Source organism: Mucilaginibacter sp. PAMB04274 (assembly GCF_039634385.2).
Taxonomy (GTDB): domain Bacteria; phylum Bacteroidota; class Bacteroidia; order Sphingobacteriales; family Sphingobacteriaceae; genus Mucilaginibacter.
Map to the genome: position 1 here is coordinate 100,265 of NZ_CP155081.2, position 21,924 is coordinate 122,188.

The 21,924-nt window shown below is 44.9% G+C and carries 22 protein-coding genes and 1 tRNA gene; 7 read left to right on the forward strand and 16 right to left on the reverse strand.

What is annotated here, in order from left to right:
- Positions 1–13: 13 nt before the first annotated feature.
- Positions 14–490, reverse strand: a complete 477-nt coding sequence (locus ABDD95_RS00485) for an Lrp/AsnC ligand binding domain-containing protein (protein WP_345949940.1) — start codon at positions 488–490, stop codon at positions 14–16.
- A 152-nt stretch (positions 491–642) separates the two neighbouring features.
- Here ABDD95_RS00485 and ABDD95_RS00490 point away from each other — a divergent pair.
- Positions 643–754: transfer RNA gene (locus ABDD95_RS00490), tRNA-Asp, on the forward strand.
- Positions 755–1,086: 332 nt separating this feature from the next.
- On the opposite strand, the gene ABDD95_RS00495 is transcribed toward ABDD95_RS00490, so the two are convergent.
- Complete coding sequence (locus tag ABDD95_RS00495) at positions 1,087–1,665, reverse strand: porin family protein (protein ID WP_345949941.1); 579 nt, start codon at positions 1,663–1,665, stop codon at positions 1,087–1,089.
- 115 nt (positions 1,666–1,780) lie between these two features.
- On the opposite strand from ABDD95_RS00495, the gene ABDD95_RS00500 reads away from it, so the two are divergent.
- The 3 genes from ABDD95_RS00500 (at position 1,781) to ABDD95_RS00510 (ending at position 4,396) form a co-directional block, all read left to right on the forward strand.
- Positions 1,781–1,996: a hypothetical protein gene (locus tag ABDD95_RS00500; RefSeq protein WP_345949942.1), complete on the forward strand. Its 216-nt coding sequence runs from the start codon at positions 1,781–1,783 to the stop codon at positions 1,994–1,996.
- Between the two features lie 83 nt (positions 1,997–2,079).
- Positions 2,080–3,801: a S41 family peptidase gene (locus ABDD95_RS00505; RefSeq protein WP_345949943.1), complete on the forward strand. Its 1,722-nt coding sequence runs from the start codon at positions 2,080–2,082 to the stop codon at positions 3,799–3,801.
- A gap of 91 nt (positions 3,802–3,892) precedes the next feature.
- Positions 3,893–4,396: a hypothetical protein gene (locus tag ABDD95_RS00510; RefSeq protein ID WP_345949944.1), complete on the forward strand. Its 504-nt coding sequence runs from the start codon at positions 3,893–3,895 to the stop codon at positions 4,394–4,396.
- A gap of 72 nt (positions 4,397–4,468) precedes the next feature.
- Here the strand turns inward: ABDD95_RS00510 and ABDD95_RS00515 are convergent, their stop codons facing one another.
- The 9 genes from ABDD95_RS00515 to ABDD95_RS00555 form a co-directional block, all read right to left on the reverse strand.
- Positions 4,469–6,523, reverse strand: coding sequence for a prolyl oligopeptidase family serine peptidase (locus ABDD95_RS00515; RefSeq protein ID WP_345952080.1), 2,055 nt, complete (start codon positions 6,521–6,523; stop codon positions 4,469–4,471).
- 299 nt (positions 6,524–6,822) lie between these two features.
- Positions 6,823–7,833 (reverse strand): ferredoxin--NADP reductase, encoded by a 1,011-nt coding sequence (locus ABDD95_RS00520; protein WP_345949945.1) that lies wholly within the window; start codon positions 7,831–7,833, stop codon positions 6,823–6,825.
- Complete coding sequence (locus ABDD95_RS00525) at positions 7,833–8,831, reverse strand: zinc-binding dehydrogenase (RefSeq protein ID WP_345949946.1); 999 nt, start codon at positions 8,829–8,831, stop codon at positions 7,833–7,835. Before ABDD95_RS00525 ends, ABDD95_RS00520 begins: the two co-directional genes overlap by 1 nt.
- A 9-nt stretch (positions 8,832–8,840) precedes the next feature.
- On the reverse strand, positions 8,841–9,014 hold the full coding sequence (locus tag ABDD95_RS00530; protein WP_345949947.1) for a phosphatidate cytidylyltransferase: 174 nt from the start codon (positions 9,012–9,014) through the stop codon (positions 8,841–8,843).
- A gap of 140 nt (positions 9,015–9,154) precedes the next feature.
- Complete coding sequence (locus tag ABDD95_RS00535) at positions 9,155–9,769, reverse strand: superoxide dismutase (protein ID WP_345949948.1); 615 nt, start codon at positions 9,767–9,769, stop codon at positions 9,155–9,157.
- A gap of 78 nt (positions 9,770–9,847) precedes the next feature.
- Positions 9,848–10,324, reverse strand: a complete 477-nt coding sequence (locus ABDD95_RS00540) for a nucleoside deaminase (protein ID WP_345949949.1) — start codon at positions 10,322–10,324, stop codon at positions 9,848–9,850.
- The gene (locus tag ABDD95_RS00545) at positions 10,324–10,659 is read right to left on the reverse strand and encodes a tRNA-binding protein (RefSeq protein WP_345949950.1); all 336 of its coding nucleotides are present in this window, start codon (positions 10,657–10,659) and stop codon (positions 10,324–10,326) included. Before ABDD95_RS00545 ends, ABDD95_RS00540 begins: the two co-directional genes overlap by 1 nt.
- Positions 10,660–10,850: 191 nt before the next feature.
- Positions 10,851–11,423, reverse strand: a complete 573-nt coding sequence (gene def, locus ABDD95_RS00550) for a peptide deformylase (protein ID WP_345949951.1) — start codon at positions 11,421–11,423, stop codon at positions 10,851–10,853.
- A gap of 205 nt (positions 11,424–11,628) precedes the next feature.
- Complete coding sequence (locus tag ABDD95_RS00555) at positions 11,629–12,858, reverse strand: pitrilysin family protein (RefSeq protein ID WP_345952081.1); 1,230 nt, start codon at positions 12,856–12,858, stop codon at positions 11,629–11,631.
- 95 nt (positions 12,859–12,953) lie between these two features.
- On the opposite strand from ABDD95_RS00555, the gene hpt reads away from it, so the two are divergent.
- On the forward strand, positions 12,954–13,487 hold the full coding sequence (gene hpt, locus ABDD95_RS00560) for a hypoxanthine phosphoribosyltransferase (protein ID WP_345949952.1): 534 nt from the start codon (positions 12,954–12,956) through the stop codon (positions 13,485–13,487).
- Positions 13,488–13,601: 114 nt separating this feature from the next.
- Here hpt and ABDD95_RS00565 read toward each other — a convergent pair whose 3' ends face one another.
- The 5 genes from ABDD95_RS00565 to ABDD95_RS00585 all read right to left on the reverse strand — a co-directional run bounded on the left by ABDD95_RS00565 (position 13,602) and on the right by ABDD95_RS00585 (position 18,649).
- On the reverse strand, positions 13,602–13,751 hold the full coding sequence (locus tag ABDD95_RS00565) for a hypothetical protein (RefSeq protein WP_345949953.1): 150 nt from the start codon (positions 13,749–13,751) through the stop codon (positions 13,602–13,604).
- A gap of 124 nt (positions 13,752–13,875) precedes the next feature.
- The gene (locus ABDD95_RS00570) at positions 13,876–16,038 is read right to left on the reverse strand and encodes a xanthine dehydrogenase family protein molybdopterin-binding subunit (protein WP_345949954.1); all 2,163 of its coding nucleotides are present in this window, start codon (positions 16,036–16,038) and stop codon (positions 13,876–13,878) included.
- A 131-nt stretch (positions 16,039–16,169) separates the two neighbouring features.
- Complete coding sequence (locus ABDD95_RS00575; RefSeq protein WP_345949955.1) at positions 16,170–17,150, reverse strand: xanthine dehydrogenase family protein subunit M; 981 nt, start codon at positions 17,148–17,150, stop codon at positions 16,170–16,172.
- Positions 17,147–17,791, reverse strand: a complete 645-nt coding sequence (locus tag ABDD95_RS00580; protein ID WP_345949956.1) for a (2Fe-2S)-binding protein — start codon at positions 17,789–17,791, stop codon at positions 17,147–17,149. Before ABDD95_RS00580 ends, ABDD95_RS00575 begins: the two co-directional genes overlap by 4 nt.
- 117 nt (positions 17,792–17,908) lie before the next feature.
- Positions 17,909–18,649, reverse strand: a complete 741-nt coding sequence (locus ABDD95_RS00585; RefSeq protein ID WP_345949957.1) for a CpsB/CapC family capsule biosynthesis tyrosine phosphatase — start codon at positions 18,647–18,649, stop codon at positions 17,909–17,911.
- Between the two features lie 330 nt (positions 18,650–18,979).
- Between ABDD95_RS00585 and ABDD95_RS00590 the strand changes: the two genes are divergently transcribed.
- The gene (locus tag ABDD95_RS00590; protein WP_345949958.1) at positions 18,980–19,588 is read left to right on the forward strand and encodes a thioredoxin fold domain-containing protein; all 609 of its coding nucleotides are present in this window, start codon (positions 18,980–18,982) and stop codon (positions 19,586–19,588) included.
- Entirely contained in the window at positions 19,575–21,857 is a 2,283-nt protein-coding gene (locus tag ABDD95_RS00595; RefSeq protein ID WP_345949959.1) for a response regulator, read from the forward strand. The genes ABDD95_RS00590 and ABDD95_RS00595 overlap by 14 nt, the downstream gene beginning before the upstream one ends.
- The last annotated feature ends 67 nt before the right edge of the window (positions 21,858–21,924 follow it).

Sequence of the window (21,924 nt, forward strand, 5' to 3'; positions counted from 1 at the left end):
TGGCCGCTCAGTATTAATCTAAAGTAATCTGGCGCTTTATAGACTCTTCTAGCGAGATGAAGGTTTCGGTACGTGAAATGCCCGGTACGCTCTGTATGTTTTCGTTCAAAACTTCGCGCAGGTGGTTAGTATCATGGCAAACTATTTTGGCAAAGATACTCCACTCGCCGGTGGTATAATGCAGTTCTACAATCTCATTAATTTCCTTTAGCTTTTTAACAGCTTCATGGTATTGTGACCCCTTTTCAAGATAGATACCTAAAAAAGCCGTTACATCAAATCCCAGTTTTTGAGGGTTTACCTCTAAACTGGCACCTTTAATTACGCCCATCTCTTCCAGTTTCTTCATCCGGACGTGTATGGTACCACCCGAAACAATCAGATCTTTAGCAATTTCAGTGTAAGGCGTGGTAGCATTTTTCATTAAAATAGAGAGAATTTGGATGTCCAAATTATCAATTTCTAAATTTTGGGCTTTTCTGTGCGGCATAAATTTGTATTTATCTATTTATACACAAGGATAATTAAAATTTGAATAAAAATGCAAATATTTTATTGAAATATTTGCAAGAAAAAGCTTTGGGCTTTAAATTTGTATTAAGCATATAAGATAATTACATGCTTGTTCTTTAAACAAAACAATGTTGGGTGGTGAAATTTTTGGCAGACACACCTCCTTGTCCCGGTGGCGGAGATAATGGGAAACCCGAAGCGGGCTAACCACTCTTTGAAGGTTCGAATCCTTCCCCAACAGCTCTTCTCATAATTTAGGTTTATAATTGGTTAGTAAAAGTCCCCTGCCCATCAGGGGGCTTTGCTGTTTTATTAGGTTTTTTGTAAACTTGATTATCATTTTATTTCGTAATAGTTCCTGACTCTAAATAGTGCTCTTCATATCCAATCTTTTTCAATAGTATAATTTGGGGGTTTGCCTACGGCATCAATCATAAAAAAAGCTGTCACCCCGAACTCAGGTGAGAGATCTTTTTCTGATGTAAAAGCTTATCGCTTTAAAAAGATTTCTCGCTATCGTTCAAAGTGACAGCCTTAAAAGTCCCCTAGCTTAAGGGGAGGATTTGCGGTTCGCTAAAGTATTTTAAAACCAATGCTCAACGCCCACAGGTTTACGCGCTGACCATATTTTTCATTTATCTTGGTAAGTCCGCCCTCGTAGCGTAAATCGGCAGTTATGTTACCAATATCCACTCCAGCGCCGGCCTGAAAGCCCAAGGTGCTGTTTTTATAATTGCCAAAATCATCAGCTACATTGCGCAGAGTGTTTTTATCGCTTAAATTATACGAATAAATTGGGCCAGCCATTGCACGTACGTTTAACGAACCAACGCTAACTAATTTTCTGCCTAATAAAACCGGCACGTTTAAAGTAGTAAATGTTACTTTACCACTGGCGCTGGCTGTATTACCGGTGCCGCTGCCTTCAAACTTACCACCGCGGCTGCCTAAGTAAACTTCGGGCTGCAGGTACCATACATTACCAACCCGTGCAAATACACCGGCCTGGTATCCTGCCGTAGTTGATTCACTAAGGTTATCCGTATTAATTTTCGAAAAGTTGACGCCGCCCTTTATACCAAAGGTACTTTGCGCTTTAGCGCCTGCAATGGTAGCTGCTAAAAGGGCTATGCTTAAGATGTATTTTTTCATGTGTAAATAATTTAAGTTAATTGTTAAGATGGTTATAATGGAAAATGGTTTAACATGCCGAACAGAATTTTTGTTGTAGTTACCGAGCCTTAGGTTTTTTTATATTTTTGTATCCATGGCACAAATCAGCATTAGCAACAAAGACTGGCCCCGGGTTAAAATTAAACTTCAGCGCAAATATAGAGATCTGAGCGATGATGAGCTGCAGTATAGCGAAGGTCAAGAAGAAAACTTAATTAACCGCCTGGCTGTCCTGGTGAATCGCGACCCCGAGTATGTAATATTTACCCTGAAAAAGGCCTTGGTTAATATTGATAATAACAGGCTCTGAAAAAATAAAAGCCCTTTTGAAAAACAGAAGGGCTTTTTTGTATCTTTAACATACATTGTTGCGTAACAGTGAGTTTGAAGGACATGAGCGTGAAGCATACCTATCGTAAAGCAGGTTTATTTGTTGGGGCCACCCTGCTGGCAGCTACCGTATTTAGTTTTAAGGATGATTTATTTCAGATCTCTAAAAATCTGGATGTTTTTGCCTCTGTATACAAAGAAGTAAACCTGAACTATGTGGACGATATTAATTCGGCCAAAATGGTTAAAACCGGGGTAGACGCTATGCTCAACGGGTTGGATCCTTACACCGAGTTTGTGCCCGAGTCTGAGATTGAAGATTATAAGCTGCATTATGTAAGCACCCAATATGGGGGCATTGGTACTTCCATTTTTTCGCGAAATGGCAAAGTGTACGTATCTGAGGTGTTTGAAGGTTTCCCTGCACAAAAAGCTGACATACGGGCAGGTGATCAGATTGTAAAGATTAACGAAATTGAACTTACCAGCCGCAACAGCGACCAGGTTAGCCAACTGCTTAAAGGCAGCAAAGGTGCAGGCATAAAATTGCAGATCAAACGGGGCGACGAGCCCATCATAGAAAAGAGCCTGATTAGGGAAGAGATTAAACAACCAAATGTATCCTATTATGGTATGGTTGATGGCAATATCGGCTATATAAAACTTGATAAGTTTCTGGAGAACTCTGCCGACGAGGTAACCAATGCTTTAACAAACATTAAGAAGAATAACCCTAATGGTATTATACTGGATCTGCGTTCAAACGGAGGCGGTATTTTACAGGAAGCTGTAAAGATTGTAAACCTGTTTGTACAAAAGGACATCGAAGTAGTATCTCAAAAAGGAAAGATCAAGGAGAAAAATTTTACTTATCGTACCGTTTCGGCTCCGCTTGAAGGCAACCTTCCACTAGTAGTGCTGGTAAATGGTCGTTCGGCATCTGCATCCGAAATTGTGGCCGGGGCATTGCAAGACCTTGACCGTGCGGTTATCATCGGTCAGCGCAGCTATGGCAAAGGGCTGGTACAGCAAACATTCAGTTTGCCTTACAGCAGCCTGGTAAAAATTACGATTGCCAAATACTTCATTCCATCGGGCCGTTGCGTGCAGGCGTTAGATTATGCACATCGGAAAGATGATGGCAGTGTAGTAAAAATGGCCGATTCATCACTGCACGAATTTAAAACACATGCAGGCCGCTCTGTTTACGATGGCAGCGGTGTATTCCCCGATCTGGCAGTTAAACAAGAACGCTTTGCCGATGTGACCCAAACACTGGTAACCAAGTACCTTATATTTGACTATGCTAATGCGTACCGTAATACACATGCTAAAATTAACCAGGCAAAAACGTTTAGTTTGAACGATACTGAATATGCAGACTTTGTTAAATATCTCTCAGGCAAAAACTACAGCTACAACAGTGCCAGCGAAAAGATACTGGCTGCCTTGAAAACTGAGGCATCTAAAGACAAACAATATCCCGAGTTGCAGCCTGAGCTGGAAGCGTTAAAGAACAAACTGGCCAGCACCAAAAAGAATGACCTGCAGGTACATAAGTTTGAAATTAAGCAGATTCTGGAGAATGAAATTGCATCACGCTACTATTTTGAAAAAGGGCGCTATGAGGCCAACTTTAAATATGATAAAGAATTGGCTAAAGCCCTGGGCGTTTTGCAGGATAAAACACTTATTGCATCCATACTTAAGGGCGAAGGCAACTATAAGGTAATAGGTAAACCACAAGTTACCCTGGCTGCTGCTAAGGTTGATGACAGTAATTAATTGTGTAACAACAATTGTAACTAAAGAGATACAGCAGGTAGTTTAAACTATATTGCTGCAATGCTTGTCATATTATCAAATTTAAGATACTATGAAAAAGATCATCATTGCAGCCGCCATTTTAGTAAGTGGTCTTGCGTTCAATAAATCAGCCGATGCACAAATTAGGGTAAATGTTAATATTGGCAGCCAGCCAGATTGGGGCCCTGCTGGTTACGATTATGTAGATAATTATTACCTGCCCGATATTGATGCTTACTACTCAGTGCCTACCCATGAGTATGTGTACTTAGATAATAACCGCTGGACCCGCTCACGCACCTTGCCAGCCCGTTACCGTAACTATGATATTTATAACAGCTACAAAGTAGTAGTTAACGACCGCAACCCATGGGAACGCGACAATACCTATCGTAGCCGCTACGCCAACTACCGTGGCCGTCACGATCAGGTGATTATTCGCAACAGCAAAGATGTAAAATATAAGAACCACGGCCGTAGCGTTGTGGTTAAAGAAAAAAAGGTAAAGTACAAAGGCAACAACGGCCGGGGTAACGGCTGGAACAATGGCAACGGTCATGGCCGTGGCCGTTAATTGAACATTATGGAAATAAAAAAAGCCGCTTTATAGCGGCTTTTTTTATTCCAAAGCTTGTTAGCAGACTAATTACTTAAACTCCATCCCCATATTCATCAACATAAACGCCCACTTATCCGTTTCCTGCCCAATTATTTGCGCTGTTGAACGTCCGGCGCCATGGCCGGCGTTGGTTTCGATACGGATAAGTGTAGGAGCTTCGCCTTGTTGGTACTCCTGTAGCCGGGCAGCAAACTTAAAAGAGTGTGCGGGAACCACACGGTCGTCATGATCGGCAGTGGTAACCATAGTGGCAGGATAGCTGGCCGGCTTAAGTGCGTGGTAAGGCGAGTAATGGTACAGGTACTCAAACATTTCGGGGCTGTCTTCGGCGGTGCCATAGTCATAAGCCCAGCCGGCGCCTGCTGTAAATTTATTATAACGCAGCATGTCCATTACACCTACAGCCGGGAAGGCTACCTTACACAAGTCGGGGCGTTGCGTTATGGTAGCGCCTACAAGCAAACCACCGTTTGAGCCGCCTGCAATAGCCAAATAGTCTTTAGATGTATACTTACTTTGAATGAGGTACTCGGCCGCAGCAATAAAATCGTCAAATACGTTTTGCTTGCGCATTTTGGTGCCGGCTTTGTGCCAGGTTTCGCCATACTCGCCGCCGCCGCGCAGGTTTGGAACGGCGTAAACGCCGCCCTGCTCTAACAAAACAATATTGGAAGTGCTAAAGGCTGGCGTTAAGCTAACACCGAAGCCTCCGTAAGCATATAGCAAGGTTGGATTTTTGCCGTTAAGAACCGTACCCTTTTTATAAGTGATAATCATAGGCACCTTGGTTCCATCTTTTGATTTATAGAACACCTGCTTGCTTTCATACAACTCTGGGTTAAACTGCACTCCCGATTTCTTGTATACATCCGATTTCCCGGTAGCCAAATTGTACTTAAATATGGTTGATGGGTAAGTGTACGATGTAAAGGTATAGTAAATGTCTTTTTCCCCCTTCTTAGCGCTAAAGCCCGATGCCGCACCTACCGACGGTAATGCAACCGTATGCTCCAGCTTGCCGTTCATATCATATTGCTGTATCAGGGTGGTAGCATCTTTTAGGTAATGTGCAAACAGTTTGCCGCCAGCTGTCGAGACCTCCAGTACGTTTTTCGATTTAGGAATCAGGTCCTTCCAGTTGCTCGTTTGCGGATTTGCGGCATCAACCGTTACCAGCTTGTAAGTTGGGGCGTACAGATTAGTATGGATGTATAGCTTGTCGCCTGCGTTATCTACCACGTGGTGCACATTGTCCATATTATTCACCACATTTACAATCGGGCTGTTGGCCTCGCTAAGGTCCTGTATATATAGCTCATTGCCGGTGGTTGAGTTGGCAGCCGTAATCACCAGAAAGCGTTCATCTTCGGTAAGGTAAGCGCCAATGTAGCGGCGAGGCGTTTGCTCGCCACCAAATATAAGCTTATCAGCACTTTGCGGCGTACCTACCTTATGGTAGTACAGCTTGTGGTATTGCGTCATGCCCGAAAGCTGACTACCTTCTTTTGGCTTATCGTAACTACTATAATAAAAACCCTCGTTACCCTTCCAGGCTATGCCCGAGAACTTGATGTCTTTGAGCATATCACCAACTACAGTTTTGTCGCTGGCTTTGATTACTATGGCGTTGGTCCAGTCGGAGCCGCCGGTGGAGAGCTGGTAAGCGGCCATGCTGCCATCGGTAGTGAACGAGATACCCGCTAAAGACGTGGTGCCATCTTTAGAGAGTTTGTTGGGATCCAAAAATACTTCGGGCTGGCCGCCCTCCGTTTGGCGATACAGCACCGACTGACTTTGCAAACCATCATTCTTATAAAAGTAGGTGTAATTACCTTCCTTAAATGGTGCACTGTATTTTTCGTAGTTCCATAACATTTCAAGACGTTTGCGGATAGCCTCCCGGTAGGGTATCTGTGAGAGGTAGCCCTGTGTAACTTTGTTTTGCTCCACCACCCAGGCTTTGGTATCGGCGGCTTGGTCATCTTCCAGCCAGCGGTAGGGATCGGGTACGGTGGTGTCGAAATAGGTATCAGTTACAGTCCCTTTTTGGGTTTGCGGGTAGGCAGATGGTTTGATATTCATACGTTGGGCATAAGTAGTGCTGCAAAGCAAAGCAGCAGCTACCAGTAAACAGCTAAATTTGTTCATGGGTTTGCATTATTAACGGCAGCGTTGGGCCGGTTTGTATTAGCAAACACTAAATAACTGATTTTTAGGCTTAAGTACAACAGGGCGGATTCGAGGGTAACGGAGTTTTAGCCAATACCATGAAAGCTGGATGCACATGGTAACACAGTTTTTCACAAAACACCTCAATATAAAGAACAGAACTCCGGAATATATGCCGTTTGTATCGGCATATATCAACGTTAAGGCGCACCTTACAATTCTAACACCACATCATCGCTGGTAGCATAACCGGTGCAGGTGAGTACCCAGCCCTGTTTTATTTCGGCATCAGTAAGTACTTCATTTTTAACAATGGTTACTTTTCCGCTTTTGCACTTTACAGCACAGGCAGCACAAACGCCGCTACCACAACTATAAGGTAAGTGTAGCCGGTTTTGCAAAGCCGCCTGTAAAATCGTTTGGTTTTCGCCAGCCATCAGGTCATGCCACTCATTATGGAAATGTATACGCAGTTTGCGTGGCACAAAGTTATTAACTGCAGTGCTTTGCGGAACGGTTTCCAGTACAAAATTCTCTTTGTGGATGTATTCTGCAGCAATGTGCATATACAACAATGTAAGCCGCACCATGCGCATGTATGTGTAAGGTCCGCACAGGTAATAGTTGGCTGTGGCAAAATCATTTGGGATGTATTTACGCACTAGTTGTTCGGCTACAATATTGTTAAGCCGTTTACCCTCCTCACTTACCAAATGTATAATTGTTAATTGCTCGGGGTGCTGCTTACCGAGTTGTTCCAGATCATCCTTAAATATAACAGACCGCCAGCTCAGATTACTGTAGAATAAGAATATGCGACAATTAGTATGATGTTTTAGCAGGTACTTAATATGCGCGTATACTGGCGAAATACCGCTGCCCGCGGCAAAATATACATAGGGTTTAATGGTTAAAGCTTCCGGGAGGTTAAAACGGCCTGCAGGCGGCACCACATTCCATACATCGCCAACCTTGGCGTAGGTATGCAGGTAGCGGGTTATTTCGCCGTTGGGTATACGCTTAATGGTGACGGCCAGCATATCCTCATCAGGCGAGGAACTGAGGGAGTAAGAACGCCGTATTTCCTCGCCATGATGATTGATAACCAGTGTAATAAACTGCCCTGCTTTATAAAGCACACGATGACCCGACACCTCCCTCAAATAAAAGGTTAGTGTATCGGCCGTTTCGCGTCTAATCGTTTCAACCCTTAATTGCAGCATCAGGACACCCGTAATACCAGTTTGCCAAATTGCGATGAGCTGCCCATTTTATCAACCGCTTTTTGTGCATCCTCCAAGGGGAACACTTCATCAACTACCGGAACTATCTGGTGTTCATTCACTAAATTCAGCATAGCCGTAAAATCGTCAGGAGTACCCATCATGGTACCTAATAGCTGTATTTGTTTGGCAAAAAGCGTACGGGCATCCAATTCTGGGATGTTACCAGCCGTGGCACCAAAAAACACAATACGGGCGCCGGGGTTACATAAACCCGGCACCTTGGCAAAATCTTTACCCAGGGCGCTGTCTATAATCACATCAAAGCCGCCGGCCAGGTGCTTCAGTTCTTCGGCCCAATCCTGTGCTTTATAGTTTACGCCTGCAGCTGCACCCAGTTGCCTAGCGCGCTCAATTTTTTCGCCACTACCCGAGGTAACAAATACCTGGCAACCTGCAGCTACAGCAAACTGTACCGCAAAAGTACCGGTACCCGCGCCTGCACCCACAATAAGCACTTTGTTGCCCGCTTTGGCACCACCTTTAGTAAAAAGCGCACGGTAAGCAGTTAAGCCAGCCAGCGGGATAGCCGCAGCCTGCTCAAACGTGAGGTGCGCTGGTTTAGCCTGCAGATATTCGGTTTTTACCTTAACATATTCGGCCATTGAGCCGTCTTCCGGCAGCCCCATTATTTTAAAGTCTTTACCCTGGTACGCCGGGTGATCGCCCCACTCGTGCCCTGGGTTAATAATCACTTCCTTGCCCAGCCAGTATGGGTCAGTATCTGGCCCAACCTCGGTCACCACACCCGCACCGTCAGACCCTAAAATGGTAGGATACTTTATGCCGGCATATTTGCCGATGGTTATCCAGTAATCGCGCCTGTTTAGGGCTGCGGCTTTAATTTGCACCAATGCCTCGCCGGTGGCCAGGGATGGTTTATCAACTGCTTGTAGGGTAAGAGGCTGATCGGCCCCAACTAATACCATTGCTTTCATATGTAAAATTTAGCGGTTGCTGCCGCCACGAAATTTAAGAATGAGATAAATAATTAATATGACAATGAGTACAACGATACTAACGCCCACGTAGAAGCCGGCTTTAAATATGCCGCCCACAATTTCACAGCTGCTTAAAAACAGCAGCATAGAGAACAAGGTAGGGAAAACAAGCTTTTTCATACCTTAATTAATAGCAAAAGCGGCAGGATTGTTTATCCTGCCGCTTTTTTCTATTGAGCCGAAGCTTAAAGTTCTACCCTTCGCATTGCTTTGTTCTCACAATAACAATGCTTTGGCTCTTGCTTCTTAAATTCTGATCCTTACTTTGCTTTTTTGTAAAGCTCAGCAACGTGGTTCCAGTTAATTACGTTCCAGATAGCTGCTAAGTAATCCGGGCGCTTGTTCTGGTATTTCAGATAGTAAGCATGTTCCCAAACGTCGATACCTAAAATTGGCGTGCCTTTAACCGCAATTTCGGGCAGGTCCATTAGTGGGTTGTCCTGGTTAGGTGTTGAGGTTACAGCCAGTTTTTTATCGGCAGTAACTACTAACCATGCCCAGCCTGAACCAAAACGGGTTGCACCTGCTTCGTTCATTTTGGTTTTCAGTTCATCAAACGAGCCGAAAGTGCTTTTAATAGCATCAGCCAGTTCGCCGGTTGGCTCGCCACCACCGTTTGGTGATAATAAAGTCCAAAATAAAGTATGGTTGTAATGGCCACCACCATTGTTACGTACAGCAGGCGGGAATTTAGAAATGTGCTTAACAATTTCTTCGATGCTGCTGGTTGCCTCAGGTTTGCCTTCCAAAGCTTTATTTAAGTTGGTAACATAAGCCTGGTGGTGCTTGCCATGGTGAATTTCCATAGTAGCTTTATCAATGTGCGGTTCCAGTGCGTCGGTAGCGTATGGTAACGCTGGTAATTCAAATGCCATATGACTAATTTTTAAGGTTAAATAAGATGTATCTCCGCAAATATAAAGGGTTGACCCACATATTTGTTCAGATTATTGTTAAGTTTTGCTGCGTTTGCTCCTGAAGAATTCCCTAACCAGCTCGGCACATTCATTTTCGCGTATGCCGCCGGTAACAAGGGTTTTGGGATGCGTGATTTTTTGATTTAAACGACCAAAGCCCAGCCGCGTATCATAAGCGCCAAACACAATTTTACCTATTTGGAACCAATACGATGCTCCGGCACACATTACACAGGGCTCCATAGTAACATATAGCGTGCAGTCTTTTAAATACTTACCGCCTAAATAGTTGGCAGCCGCAGTAAGAGCCTGCATTTCGGCGTGAGCCGATACATCGTTAAGGCGCTCGGTAAGGTTATGCCCCCTGCCAATAATCTTACCCTGGCAGGTTACAATAGCGCCAATTGGAATTTCATCTTCGCTATAGGCAAGCCTGGCCTCGCGCAGGGCCTCGTTCATAAAAAATTCATCGGGCGAAACCGAACTTTCGTTATCAAAACTTATAAATCGCATTAAATCAGTTTGCTGCCGTTGGGTACTGGCCTTTCAACGGTGGTTAAAACAATATCGCCATTGTGATCGGCTAACCCGGTAACCAAAAATTGCGACATAAAGTTTGCTATCTGTTTTTCGGGAAAATTAACTACGCCTAATATCTGGCGGCCTATCAATTCTTCTTTAGTATAATGTTTAGTGATCTGTGCGCTCGACCATTTAGTGCCAAGCGGACCAAAATCAACCTTTAATTTGTACGCCGGCTTGCGTGCCTGTGGAAAGTCATGCACTTCTAAAATAGTGCCTGCACGGAGCTCAACCTTTTCAAAATCGTGCCAGGTGATGGTTTGCATGGGGCAAATATAGATGATTTAGGATACAGAGTTATGAACACCGATTGATCTATTGCAAGGCATCTTTTTAGGTATAAACAACAATGTCATCCCGAATGATAGTGAGCGATCCTTTCCGAAGTACAAGTTTGTTGCATAGAAAGATTTTTCATTATCACTCGAAATGACACGAGTTTTTAAAGCACCGGGGCTTACCGGCCTTTTTTAGCCGCCGGAAATTTCATTTTATAATCCACCTTCACTATCCCTCTCGAAATATCACCGAGGCGTTTTTCGAGCAGGCGTTTGCGCAGCGGGCTTAGTTTGTCTGTAAATAGTTTACCTTCAATATGATCGTACTCGTGTTGTATAATGCGCGCCGCCATACCTTTAAAGGTTTCCTCATGTTGTTGCATGTCCTCATTATAATAGGAAAGGCGTACAACCGGCTGGCGGTAAACGTCTTCGCGCACGTCGGGTATGCTCAGGCAACCTTCATTAAAGGCCCATTCTTCGCCTGTTTCTTCCAGTATTTGCGGGTTGATGAATGCCTTTTTAAAATCCTTTAATTCGGGCTCCTCATCATCAAAAGGGGTAGCGTCAACTACGAATAAACGCTTTGATAAGCCTACCTGGGGTGCAGCCAAACCCACGCCACGGGCGGCATACATAGTTTCATACATGTCAGCAACCAGCTGTTTTAAGCCAGCTATTTCTTCTGTCTCAAAATCAGTGGCTTTTTTTCTCAATACCGGATCCCCGTAAGCTACAATAGGCAATTTCATGCTGCAAAATTACAGATTTATGCTTGTGATAGAAAATTTACTAATTTGATAAATGATTAACATCGTGTCATTTCAACAATAGGAACAATTTGATCGCCGCCTTAATTGTTGAACGTATAGTGCACTGCCCTTAAAACTAACACACTTTGTACCAACACAAGCGCAACTATAGTTTGCTTGTTAGAAGCGGCTAATGTTATTAAGCTTAATCCTTGGGTTCGAACAGCAGGGTTAGCAGGCTCGCTTTATCAAACACCTCGTTGGTAATTTCAAGAATCTGCTCGGCTGTAACTATGTCTATCTTATCGAATACTTGCTGCAAGGTATCGATACAGTTAAAATCGACCAGGCTTTTGGCCATGGAGATGATGAGGCTCAGGCGGTTTTCTTCGGCCAGTGCAATCTGGCCTATAAACTTTTGCTTGGCCTGGTGCAGTTGTAACGCTCCCAGTTTGTTATCACGAAGCTTTTTGAGTTCCTTGTGGATAAGTTTCATGGCCTTAGCGGCCTTTTCCTCATCGGTGCCAAAATAAATTGAAAATATACCGGTATCGGTTAAAGGTGTATAGTTCGATTCGATGGTGTAAGCGATGCCATGCTTTTCCCTAATTTCGAGGTTAAGGCGGCTGCTCATGCCCATGCCACCCAGCAAATTGTTTACCAGTAGTAAGCCGCTTTTGTGCTGGTGGGCCGAATCATAAGCCAAACTACCAATAACGCCATGGGTTTGCGAAATAGGCTTTTGAAAACGCAGCAGCTCACCCTTAGGTTTACCCGGCTTTTGCCGCACCTTGGCCGATGTGTTGGCAGGCACAACCCCGAGGTACTTTTCGGCAAGTTTAATGAGTTTGTTAAAATCATAATCGCCAATTACGGCAAACACCATTTCGTGGGTGTTATAGGTGCTGGCTATAAACCCGGCAATATCTTCACGGTCTAATTGGTTTACCGATTCCTCGGTACCTAAAATGTTATTACCTAAAGCATGCCCTTTAAACAGCATGCCCTCAAAATCATCCTGAATGGCTTCCTCGGGCTGGTCCTGGTAAGAGGCAATCTCGTCTAGTATTACGCTGCGCTCTTTTATCAGTTCCTCTTCAGGAAAGGTGGAGTGGAAGATAATATCCTCAAATAAATCCAATGTGCGCTCCAGGTGTTGTTTGAGTAGGGAGGCGTGTATGCAGGTATACTCTTTAGTGGTATAGGCGTTCAGATCGGCCCCTACCAGCTCCAGGCGGTTTAATATCTGGTTGGTGTTGCGGCGCTCGGTTTGCTTAAATAACAAATGCTCAATAAAATGCGCCAGGCCATCTTTGTGCGGCTGCTCATCGCGCGCGCCGGCATTTATAACAAAGCAGGTATGGGTAATATTGGTTGCGGCATGCTTGTATAATAAGCGGATACCGTTTGGTAGGGTATGTACCTGATAATCTATCATGAAACGGCAAAGATACGCTAAATTATATCTTTTGCTGTGACAGGATTAAGTCAAGTAATACGTATAATTGTAAAGAAAATAGACGAGTGACCATGAAGATTGACGACCTGACATTCGAGCCGCTGATTGAAGAAGAAGCTATAGCCAAACGCATTAATTTACTGGGCGAACAGCTTAACGCAGAGTATGCCGGCCGTACCCCTATCTTCATTGGTGTACTGAATGGCAGCTTTCTGTTTGTGGCCGATTTAATTAAGCAGATTACCATACCCTGTGAGGTAACTTTTACCAAACTGGCTTCTTATTATGGTGGCACCAGCACTACCCGCAAAATACGCGAGGATATTGACCTGAGTGTTGATATTAGCGGCCGGCACATCATCATTGTAGAAGACATTGTGGATACCGGCAATACCCTGAGCTATTTGATCGAAAAGTTAAAGCTGAACGCCCCCGCTTCTATACGTGTTTGTTCCCTCCTGCTTAAACCTGGTAAGCTCGAAATATCAATTGAGGAGTTACGCTACGTAGGCTTTGAAATTGATAACGAATTTGTGGTAGGTTACGGGCTGGATTATAAAGAACTGGGTCGCAACCTGAGAGATATATACCGGCTGATTAGTTAAAAGAACCGACTGTCATTCTACCGGTTTAGTACCTTCGCTTAAACTGCCCACAATTTTAATTACGAAGTGTTCCATTTGTGTGAACCTTTTATCCCTAATTCTTACTGACTTTAGCTACTCATCCTTCTTCCGGTTCTGCAAACCATTTAATAAAAAACCAACGGCCAGGCCTATACAAATACCAATAGCCAGTTTTCGGGTAGCAATGCCTATGGCTACGCCTATAATCAAGCCAATTGCTATGTAATTTCTGCGTGTTTGCATGGAACAAGATAAAATAAAAATGTCATTCCGGGCGGGAGCGGGAAATCCTTTCCATGCGATTAACGTTTGAAAAGATCTCTCCCTACCGTTCGGGATGACATCATTGATAGAACAACTCACCAACTTATCCCATCACCTTATCAGGCGTAATAGGTAGCTCGCGAATGCGTTTGCCGGTGGCATTGTAAACGGCATTGGCTACTGCGGCCGACATGCCGATCAGTGCTATCTCGCCTATGCCTTTGGCGCCCATAGGGTTTACCTTGTAATCGGGCTTATTTACAAAAAGTGCATCAATTTGCGGTATATCGGCGTGTACAGGTACGTGGTAACCGGCCAGGTCGGCATTTACGTACCGGCCAAAGCGGTGATCAATTACCCCTTCTTCCATCAGGGCCATCCCAATACCACCAATGGCGCCACCCACTATTTGGCTGCGTGCTGTTTTAGGGCTCACAATATGGCCCGAATCGGCCACGGAAACCACTTTGTTAATGCGCACCACACCGGTAGTAGGGTGTACCTTTACCTGCACAAAATGTACCGAGTAAGAGTAGCTAGAGAAATTGCGCATTTCGGATGTACCTGATGATGTTATAGTTACATCCAGCTGCGGCATGTTTTTTTCCTTCAGTACCTGGGCATAATCGGGCTTATCGGTACCGCCGTTGCCTATTAGTTGTTGAAACTTTTCCTTAAGCGCCAAACAAGCCTCATGCACGGCCGAACCTACCGTTGAGGTTATCATAGATCCACCTTGTGTTGGTGACGGTGGCAGGGAGGAATCGCCCAGCTCGAATTTGATCTTGTTAACCGGAACAGTGGTAAACACTTCTGATGCAATCTGCGTCATGGCGGTGCCAGTACCTACGCCAATATCGGTTACGGCGGTTTGCAGTAATAAGGTGCCATTGGCCAGCATAGTTGCCTTTACGGTTGCACGGCCGCGGCCTGCACCAAACACACCCGAACCCATGCCATAGCCAATCAGCCAGCCGTCTTCCTGTACCGACCGTGGCTTATTTTTACGGTTTTGCCAGCCAATTTTATCGGCTCCCATCTGGTAGGCTTCTTTTAGATACTTGGTGCTGAACGGCTTACCATTTTCGGGATCGGTATCGGCGTGGTTGCGTACACGAAACTCAATAGGATCCATGCCCAGCTTGTCAGCCAGTTCATCAATGGCCGACTCTAGTGCAAAGGCGCCGGTAGCTTCACCCGGTCCGCGCATCCAGGTAGGCGTGTTTACATCAACGGGTACAATTTTATAAATGGTGCCTACGTTAGGGCAGGCATACATAAAGCGGGTCATGTTTACGGTACCCTCGGTAAATTCCTCAAAGCTGGATGTTTGTGCCCGTGCCTCATGAATTATGCCGGTAAGCTTACCATCGGCAGTTGCACCAAGACTTACTTTTTGCCAGGTATAAGGACGGTAACCTACGGTATAAAACTGCATTTCGCGAGGCAAAACCAGTTTAACCGGCCGTTTAACCATTTTGGCAGCCATAACGGTTGCAATTTCATGCGGCCAGGTACGCAGGGCATTACCAAATGCGCCGCCTACAAACTTGGCGATCACCTGCACGTTATCAAGCGGCAATTTGAATGCTTGGGCTACGGCGTTTTGCGTTGATTTTACACCCTGGGTCTTATCATAAACGGTAACTTTATCATCGGCTGTCCAGTGCGCAATAATGGCGCTCAGTTCCATAGGGTTATGTACCTCAATAGGCTGAATGTATTCCGTTTCAATTTTAACCGGGGCACTTTGCCATTCATCAGGGTTGCCGCGTTTGTAATCTGCAAAGCGGGGGCCTTTTGGTGTAGCGGCCTTATCTAACACTTTAGAAGTGTCGGTTTGGTGCGCTTCCTTGGCATAATCTAGTTTTACCAATGAGGCGGCGTGCGTAGCGCGTTCAAAGCTATCAGCAATCACCATGGCTACAGGCTGGCCGTTGTATTTAATGCTGTTATCCGCAAAAAACCTTAACGGTCCACCGCCGGTAGGCGGCTTGCTGGGGTCTTTACCTGTTTCATAACCAGGTATTTTGGGGGCATTTAAATGCGTAATTACCATTAGCACGCCCGGTGCACGTTCTGCAGCTCTGGTGTCTATGGTTTTTACAGTGCCTTTAGTTATGGTGCTGGTTGTAAAAGCCGCATAGCTCATGCCCGGCACCTCAAATTCGGCAGCATATTTAGCGGCTCCTGTAACTTTCAGGCGGCCGTCTACCCGGTCAATGCCTTCGGTAAACGGGGGTATATTGAGGAGTTCTTTTTCCATTTTAGTTTGGTTCTGGCTTCGGAGTTGCAAGCTTGGCTTTTAGGCTATGTGTTCTGGTTACGGATGATGTGTTTCTAAGTCTCTTACATCTACAGCTTACGTAAACCATAGAAATCAGAACACACAATCACCTAAACCAATCCTGCTGCGTGTTTTAATGCTTCAGTTATGGTGGCCGGAGCCATTTTTAATTTAAAGGCGTTGTCTTTAAATGATTTGGCGCCTTGCATGGCCACTTGTGCTGCCTGCTCAAAAGTAGCCGCGGTAGCGGGCTTGCCTCTTAAAGCTTGCTCGGCAGCAGTTAAGCGCCATGGCTTGTGTGCTACGCCACCCATAGCCAGGCGGGCATCTTTAATTATACCATTCTGTATATCCATCGCCGCAGCTACCGAAACCAGTGCAAAAGCATAAGATGCCCGGTCGCGAACTTTAAGGTAATAGCTGTGATTAGCAAAATTGTTAACCGGTATTTCTACGCCTGTAATCAGCTCATCTTTAGCCAGGTTGTTATCCAGTTCGGGTGTATTGCCCGGCAAACGATGAAAATCAGTAAACTTTAACCGGCGGGCACCCTTACGGCCTTGTATTAGCACAGTTGCATCCAGTGCAGCCATGGCCACGGCCATATCTGATGGGTGTACGGCAATACACTTATCACTAAAACCAAAAATGGCGTGCATGCGGTTAAAGCCCTCCAGCGCACCACAGCCTGTGCCCGGCGAGCGCTTGTTGCAGGGCATGGCCACATCATAAAAATATGGGCAACGAGTGCGCTGCATCATATTGCCACCCACGGTAGCCATGTTACGCAACTGTGCAGATGCGCCTGCATTTAAGGCCTGTGATAATAATGGAAACATGGATTTTACCAGCTTATCTTCGGCTACCTGGCTGTTAAGAGCCAGTGCGCCAATGTGTAAGCCACCTTTAATGTCGCTAATATTGCGCAAAGGCAGCCTGTTAATATCCACCAGCTTATCGGGCGTCATAACACCGTGCTTCATCAGATCCACCAGGTTACTGCCGCCGGCAATAATTTTGGTGCCGGGCTGTGCTATGGCAGCCAGTACATTTTGCTGACTGGACGGGCGAACGTATTGAAACTGCTTCATACCTGCTGCCCTCCGTTCTTCACTTCCTGTATAGCATTTACAATGTTCGGATAGGCGCCGCAACGGCAAATGTTACCGCTCATGTATTCCCTGATTTCTCCTTCTGAGTTGGCATGACCCTCGCGGATGCAAGCCACTGCAGACATGATCTGCCCTGGTGTGCAGTAACCGCATTGGAAACCATCGTGCTTAATGAAAGCTTCCTGCATTGGGTGCAACTCATCGCCTTTAGCCAGGCCTTCAATGGTGGTTACTTTTTTACCGTCAGTCATCATGGCTAGCGTAAGGCAGGAGTTTACCCGGTGCCCATCAACATGCACAGTGCAGGCACCGCACTGGCCGTAATCACAGCCTTTTTTAGTACCGGTTAAGTGCAGTTGTTCGCGCAGCAAATCCAAGAGGGTTACGCGGGGTTCTATAGAAACTTTATGTGCTATTCCGTTCACCGTAATATTGAGCGGCAATTTTTCGAATACAGCCGCAACTTTTTCGTCCAGATGATTTTCGGCAGCTTTTACAGCTACGCCGGGCGTTAGGGCCACGGCAGTAAGGAGCGATGATTTCTTTAAAAAATCACGCCTTGGATTATCTTTCGGCTGATGATTATCATCTGCCGTAAACCCGTTATTAAGGTCTTCCATAAGGTACTTGGATTATCTATACCAAGCTACCTGTTTTTTATAAAAGGGGGTGCATTAAAAGCTTATTTATACTGATTCCAGAAAAGCAATCGATTTAAAAAAGCAGTGAGGTAAGGCTTAAAGCAGTTCAAGATTCAGGAGCTTGCCTCCATCTTTCAGCTTTTGCAGATAAGGCATTTTTAAGGTGTTTTTGAGCGCCAGAGCATGACGCGGGTGGTGCATATCGCTTGATATGTAATCAATAAATCCTTCATCAACCAAAGCCTCGGCGCTTTTTTTAACCTCTTTACCATAGTAGCCGGTTAAAGCAATGGTGTTAGTTTGGATACGGCATCCCCAGCTGCGTAAGCTTTCCACCTCACTAAGGGTAAGGTACGGATAGCGCTCCGGATGGGCCAATATGGGTGTAAGTCCTTTATCGGTTATTCGTTGTACGGTATGAATTAAATTAGGCGGTTTGCTGGTAAAGGCCAGTTCAAATAAAACAAACTGGTTATTGATAAGCATTAATTCGTTATTATCAATCAGTTTTACAAAAAACTCATCAAAGTAATGCTCGGCAGCGGCCTGTATAGGTATCTCAATGCCTTCGGTCTGTAAATGATCATTTAAGCGATTGAGGGCATCATTAATGGTTGTGGCGTTATTCTTATAATAATCGGCCATGATGTGCGGCGTGGCAATTATTTTTTTTATGCCTACACTCATCATTTCCCGTATCAGTAAAACCGAATCCTCTACCGTTTGTGCACCATCATCAATGCCCGGCAGTATATGCGAGTGCATATCAACCGAAACAAAGCTGTAGTCGAAAGTTTCCTGTGGTTGTTTTTTGCTTCTGCTAAATAATCCAAACATATTAATTACGGCAATGCATTAGTGGGCGACGACGTAAAGTTACGCTTTTACATCACACGATTAAGCAACATACCTGCAAATGGTTTACTAGTATTATGTAAATTTTAACACATTTTGCTTCTCTTTTTGCACAAAGTGGTGCTGTTTCGCCATTTCGTTATGGTAAAGGTAATTTTTAACCGTGTAGAAATATTCTTTTTAGGAGTAATATTGCCTTTTTAAAACGAATAATAATCATAAAAATTTCGTAATATAGCTTATCCGCTTTTTTGAAGCGACAGTATAAAAAAGTGTGTTTTTCTTTTTCTAGCCGTTATTTTCCTTATTTAAATGAAAAAGCTGTTGATTAGTTTTTGGCTGGTGATATTGTTATTTACCATAGGCGCTTTATTTTGGTACAACCAATACCGTTATAGTTTGCCTACACCGGTGCCCAACGGTTACAAAACGGTAAAAAGCGGTACGTTCATCCACTTAACTTCTGGTTTAAATTTAACAGGGCGGAAGCCGGTATTGCTGCACTTTTTTAACCCCGACTGTCCATGCTCACGCTTTAACCTGCAGCACGTAAAATCGTTAATTAAACAATATCATAATAGTGTTGATTTTGCGCTTGTACTGGTTACCGCGAAACCTTATACCGCACAGCAGATACAGGATAAGTTTGATTTGCAGATACCCGTAATTGCAGATAAGACGCTGGCTACTGCGTGTGGCGTATATTCCACCCCGCAGGCGGTTTTGTTGAAAGCAAACCGGCAGCTTTATTACCGGGGCAATTACAACAGCAGCCGTTACTGCACTAACAAAAAAACCGAATATGCACGCATGGCATTAGAAAACCTCCTGCATGGTCTGCCGGTGCTTAACAACCCATTGTCTACCACCGCTTATGGGTGCCGTTTTGCCAATAACAATAGTACGTATGCAGCCCAATAACGATTATCAAACCTATAAATATGCCTTGCAGGCCGAAGTGAAAGAACGTTCGGACCGGTTAATGGATTATTTTCTGGTTGCCTATGCGCTAACCGGATTGGGGCTGGCTGCTTATTACGATACCTGGGTAATGGCCATATGTATTACCGGGCTATGCTTAACTGCCTATTACTCGGTAAAAATAGCGTTGCCTAAATCTGATCTGTACCAGTATGTGCTCAGTGCGGTGCTGGGTATTTTTATGGCGCAGTTTATTTACCAGATGCATGGCATGTTCGAGATGCACTTTTTTGCATTTATTGGCAGCGCCGTACTCATCACTTACCAGAACTGGAAGCTGCAGATACCGGTTTTCGTGGTTGTTGGCTTACATCATGCTACCTTTGGGTACCTGCAAAACCAGGGCATTGAAGGTATGTATGTAACCCAGCTCGATTCATTCGACCTGCAAACAATAATCATACACCTCTTATTAACCTGCATCATCTTTTACATTAGCGGCTTGTGGGCCTATCAGCTAAAAAAATATGGTACTGCGCAGCTTAAGCAAGCTATTAAGTTGGGCGAGCTGCAGAAAGAAGCGGTATTAATAGAAGAGATTAAGCAGCGCGAAGAGGCACTGGCGGTATACAATAAAAAGCTGTTGCAAAGTAACCAGGAACTCGAAATGGCCCGCCATGAGGCCGACGAGGCCCGCCAGGAAGCTGAGAAAGCTAATCAGGCCAAAAGTATTTTCCTGGCTATGATGAGCCATGAGATACGTACACCTATGAATGGGGTAATTGGCATGTCGGGCCTGCTGGCCGAAACGGCCTTAACCGAGCAGCAGCGTACCTATACCGACACTATTAATAATTGTGGCGAAAACTTGCTGGTACTTATCAATAACATTCTCGATTTCTCGAAGATTGAGGCTGGCAGCATGGAGCTGGAGCGAGAGGATTTTAACTTGTTTTACTGTATTGAGGATGTGTTGGACATGTTCAGTAAACAAGCCTCGCAAAAAGGTATTGAGCTGGCCTATATTATTGACCGCCACGTACCTGCACAAATAGTAGCTGATAAAGTACGCTTGCAGCAGATTTTAACCAACCTGGTAAGTAACGCGCTTAAGTTTACTACACACGGCGAGGTAGTGGTTAAGGCAGCGCTGACTAACAAGGCTAATGATGGCACCATTTCCCTCAGTTTTGAAGTTAAAGACACCGGCATTGGCATCCCGCCCGAAAAAATTGACCGCCTGTTTAAGGCATTTACACAAGTCGATTCCTCAACCACACGCAAATACGGCGGTACAGGTCTTGGACTGGTAATTTGTGAAAAGCTGGCGGGTTTAATGGGCGGCAGCATTTCGGTGCAGAGTACACCCGGTAAGGGATCTGCCTTTACGTTTACCATACAAACCAGCGCCGGCACTAAAGAATTAAAACCAACGGTAACCCATTTCATGGGCGATCAGGCTGGTAAAAAAGTACTGGTAATTGATGACCATGCCACCAACAGGGCAATCCTTAAGAACCAGCTCGAAAACTGGAAGCTAGTGCCGGTAATTGTACAATCAGGCCATGAGGCGGTGGATATGCTGCAAGGGGGTCTGAAACCTGACCTTATTATTACCGATGCACAAATGCCTGATATGGACGGCGTACAACTGGCGCAGCAGGTTAAGCAGCAATACCCTGGCATTCCTATTATCCTGCTCAGCTCTATAGGCGATGAACATGCCCGGCAGCATGCAAGCTTGTTTAGCTATATTCTAAACAAACCCATAAAGCAGGATGATTTGAGCCGTTATGTATTTAACAGCCTGCACCTGAAAGCCCAGCCTGTAAACGAGGAGAAAACCACCAAGAGCCGCCTTTCTCCTGATTTTGGCGAGCGCAACCCACTCCGTATACTTATTGCAGAAGATAATAAGATTAATCAGAATGTGATTATGCACATTTTGGGCAAGCTGGGTTATCAGCCCCAGGTGGTAGAAAATGGCCTTGAAGCCGTTGCCGCCTGCCGCAAAAATACGTACGATTTAATCTTAATGGACATGCAAATGCCCGACATGGATGGCCTGGAAGCGACCGTGGTTATCCGCAAAGCGCTGGGGCATCAGCCGGTTATTATTGCGCTTACTGCCAATACCATGCAGGGCGACCGGGAGGAATGCTTGCTGGCGGGTATGAACGATTACATCAGCAAACCGGTAAAAGTGGAAGAGCTGATGGATAAGCTGCAACAGTGGCACAACTTTTTAGAGCATACGCCTATACAATAACCATTACAGGTGTTTAAGCGCTCGTAACAGAAGAGCAACTAATAACGGTATACGGCGTACAACATGC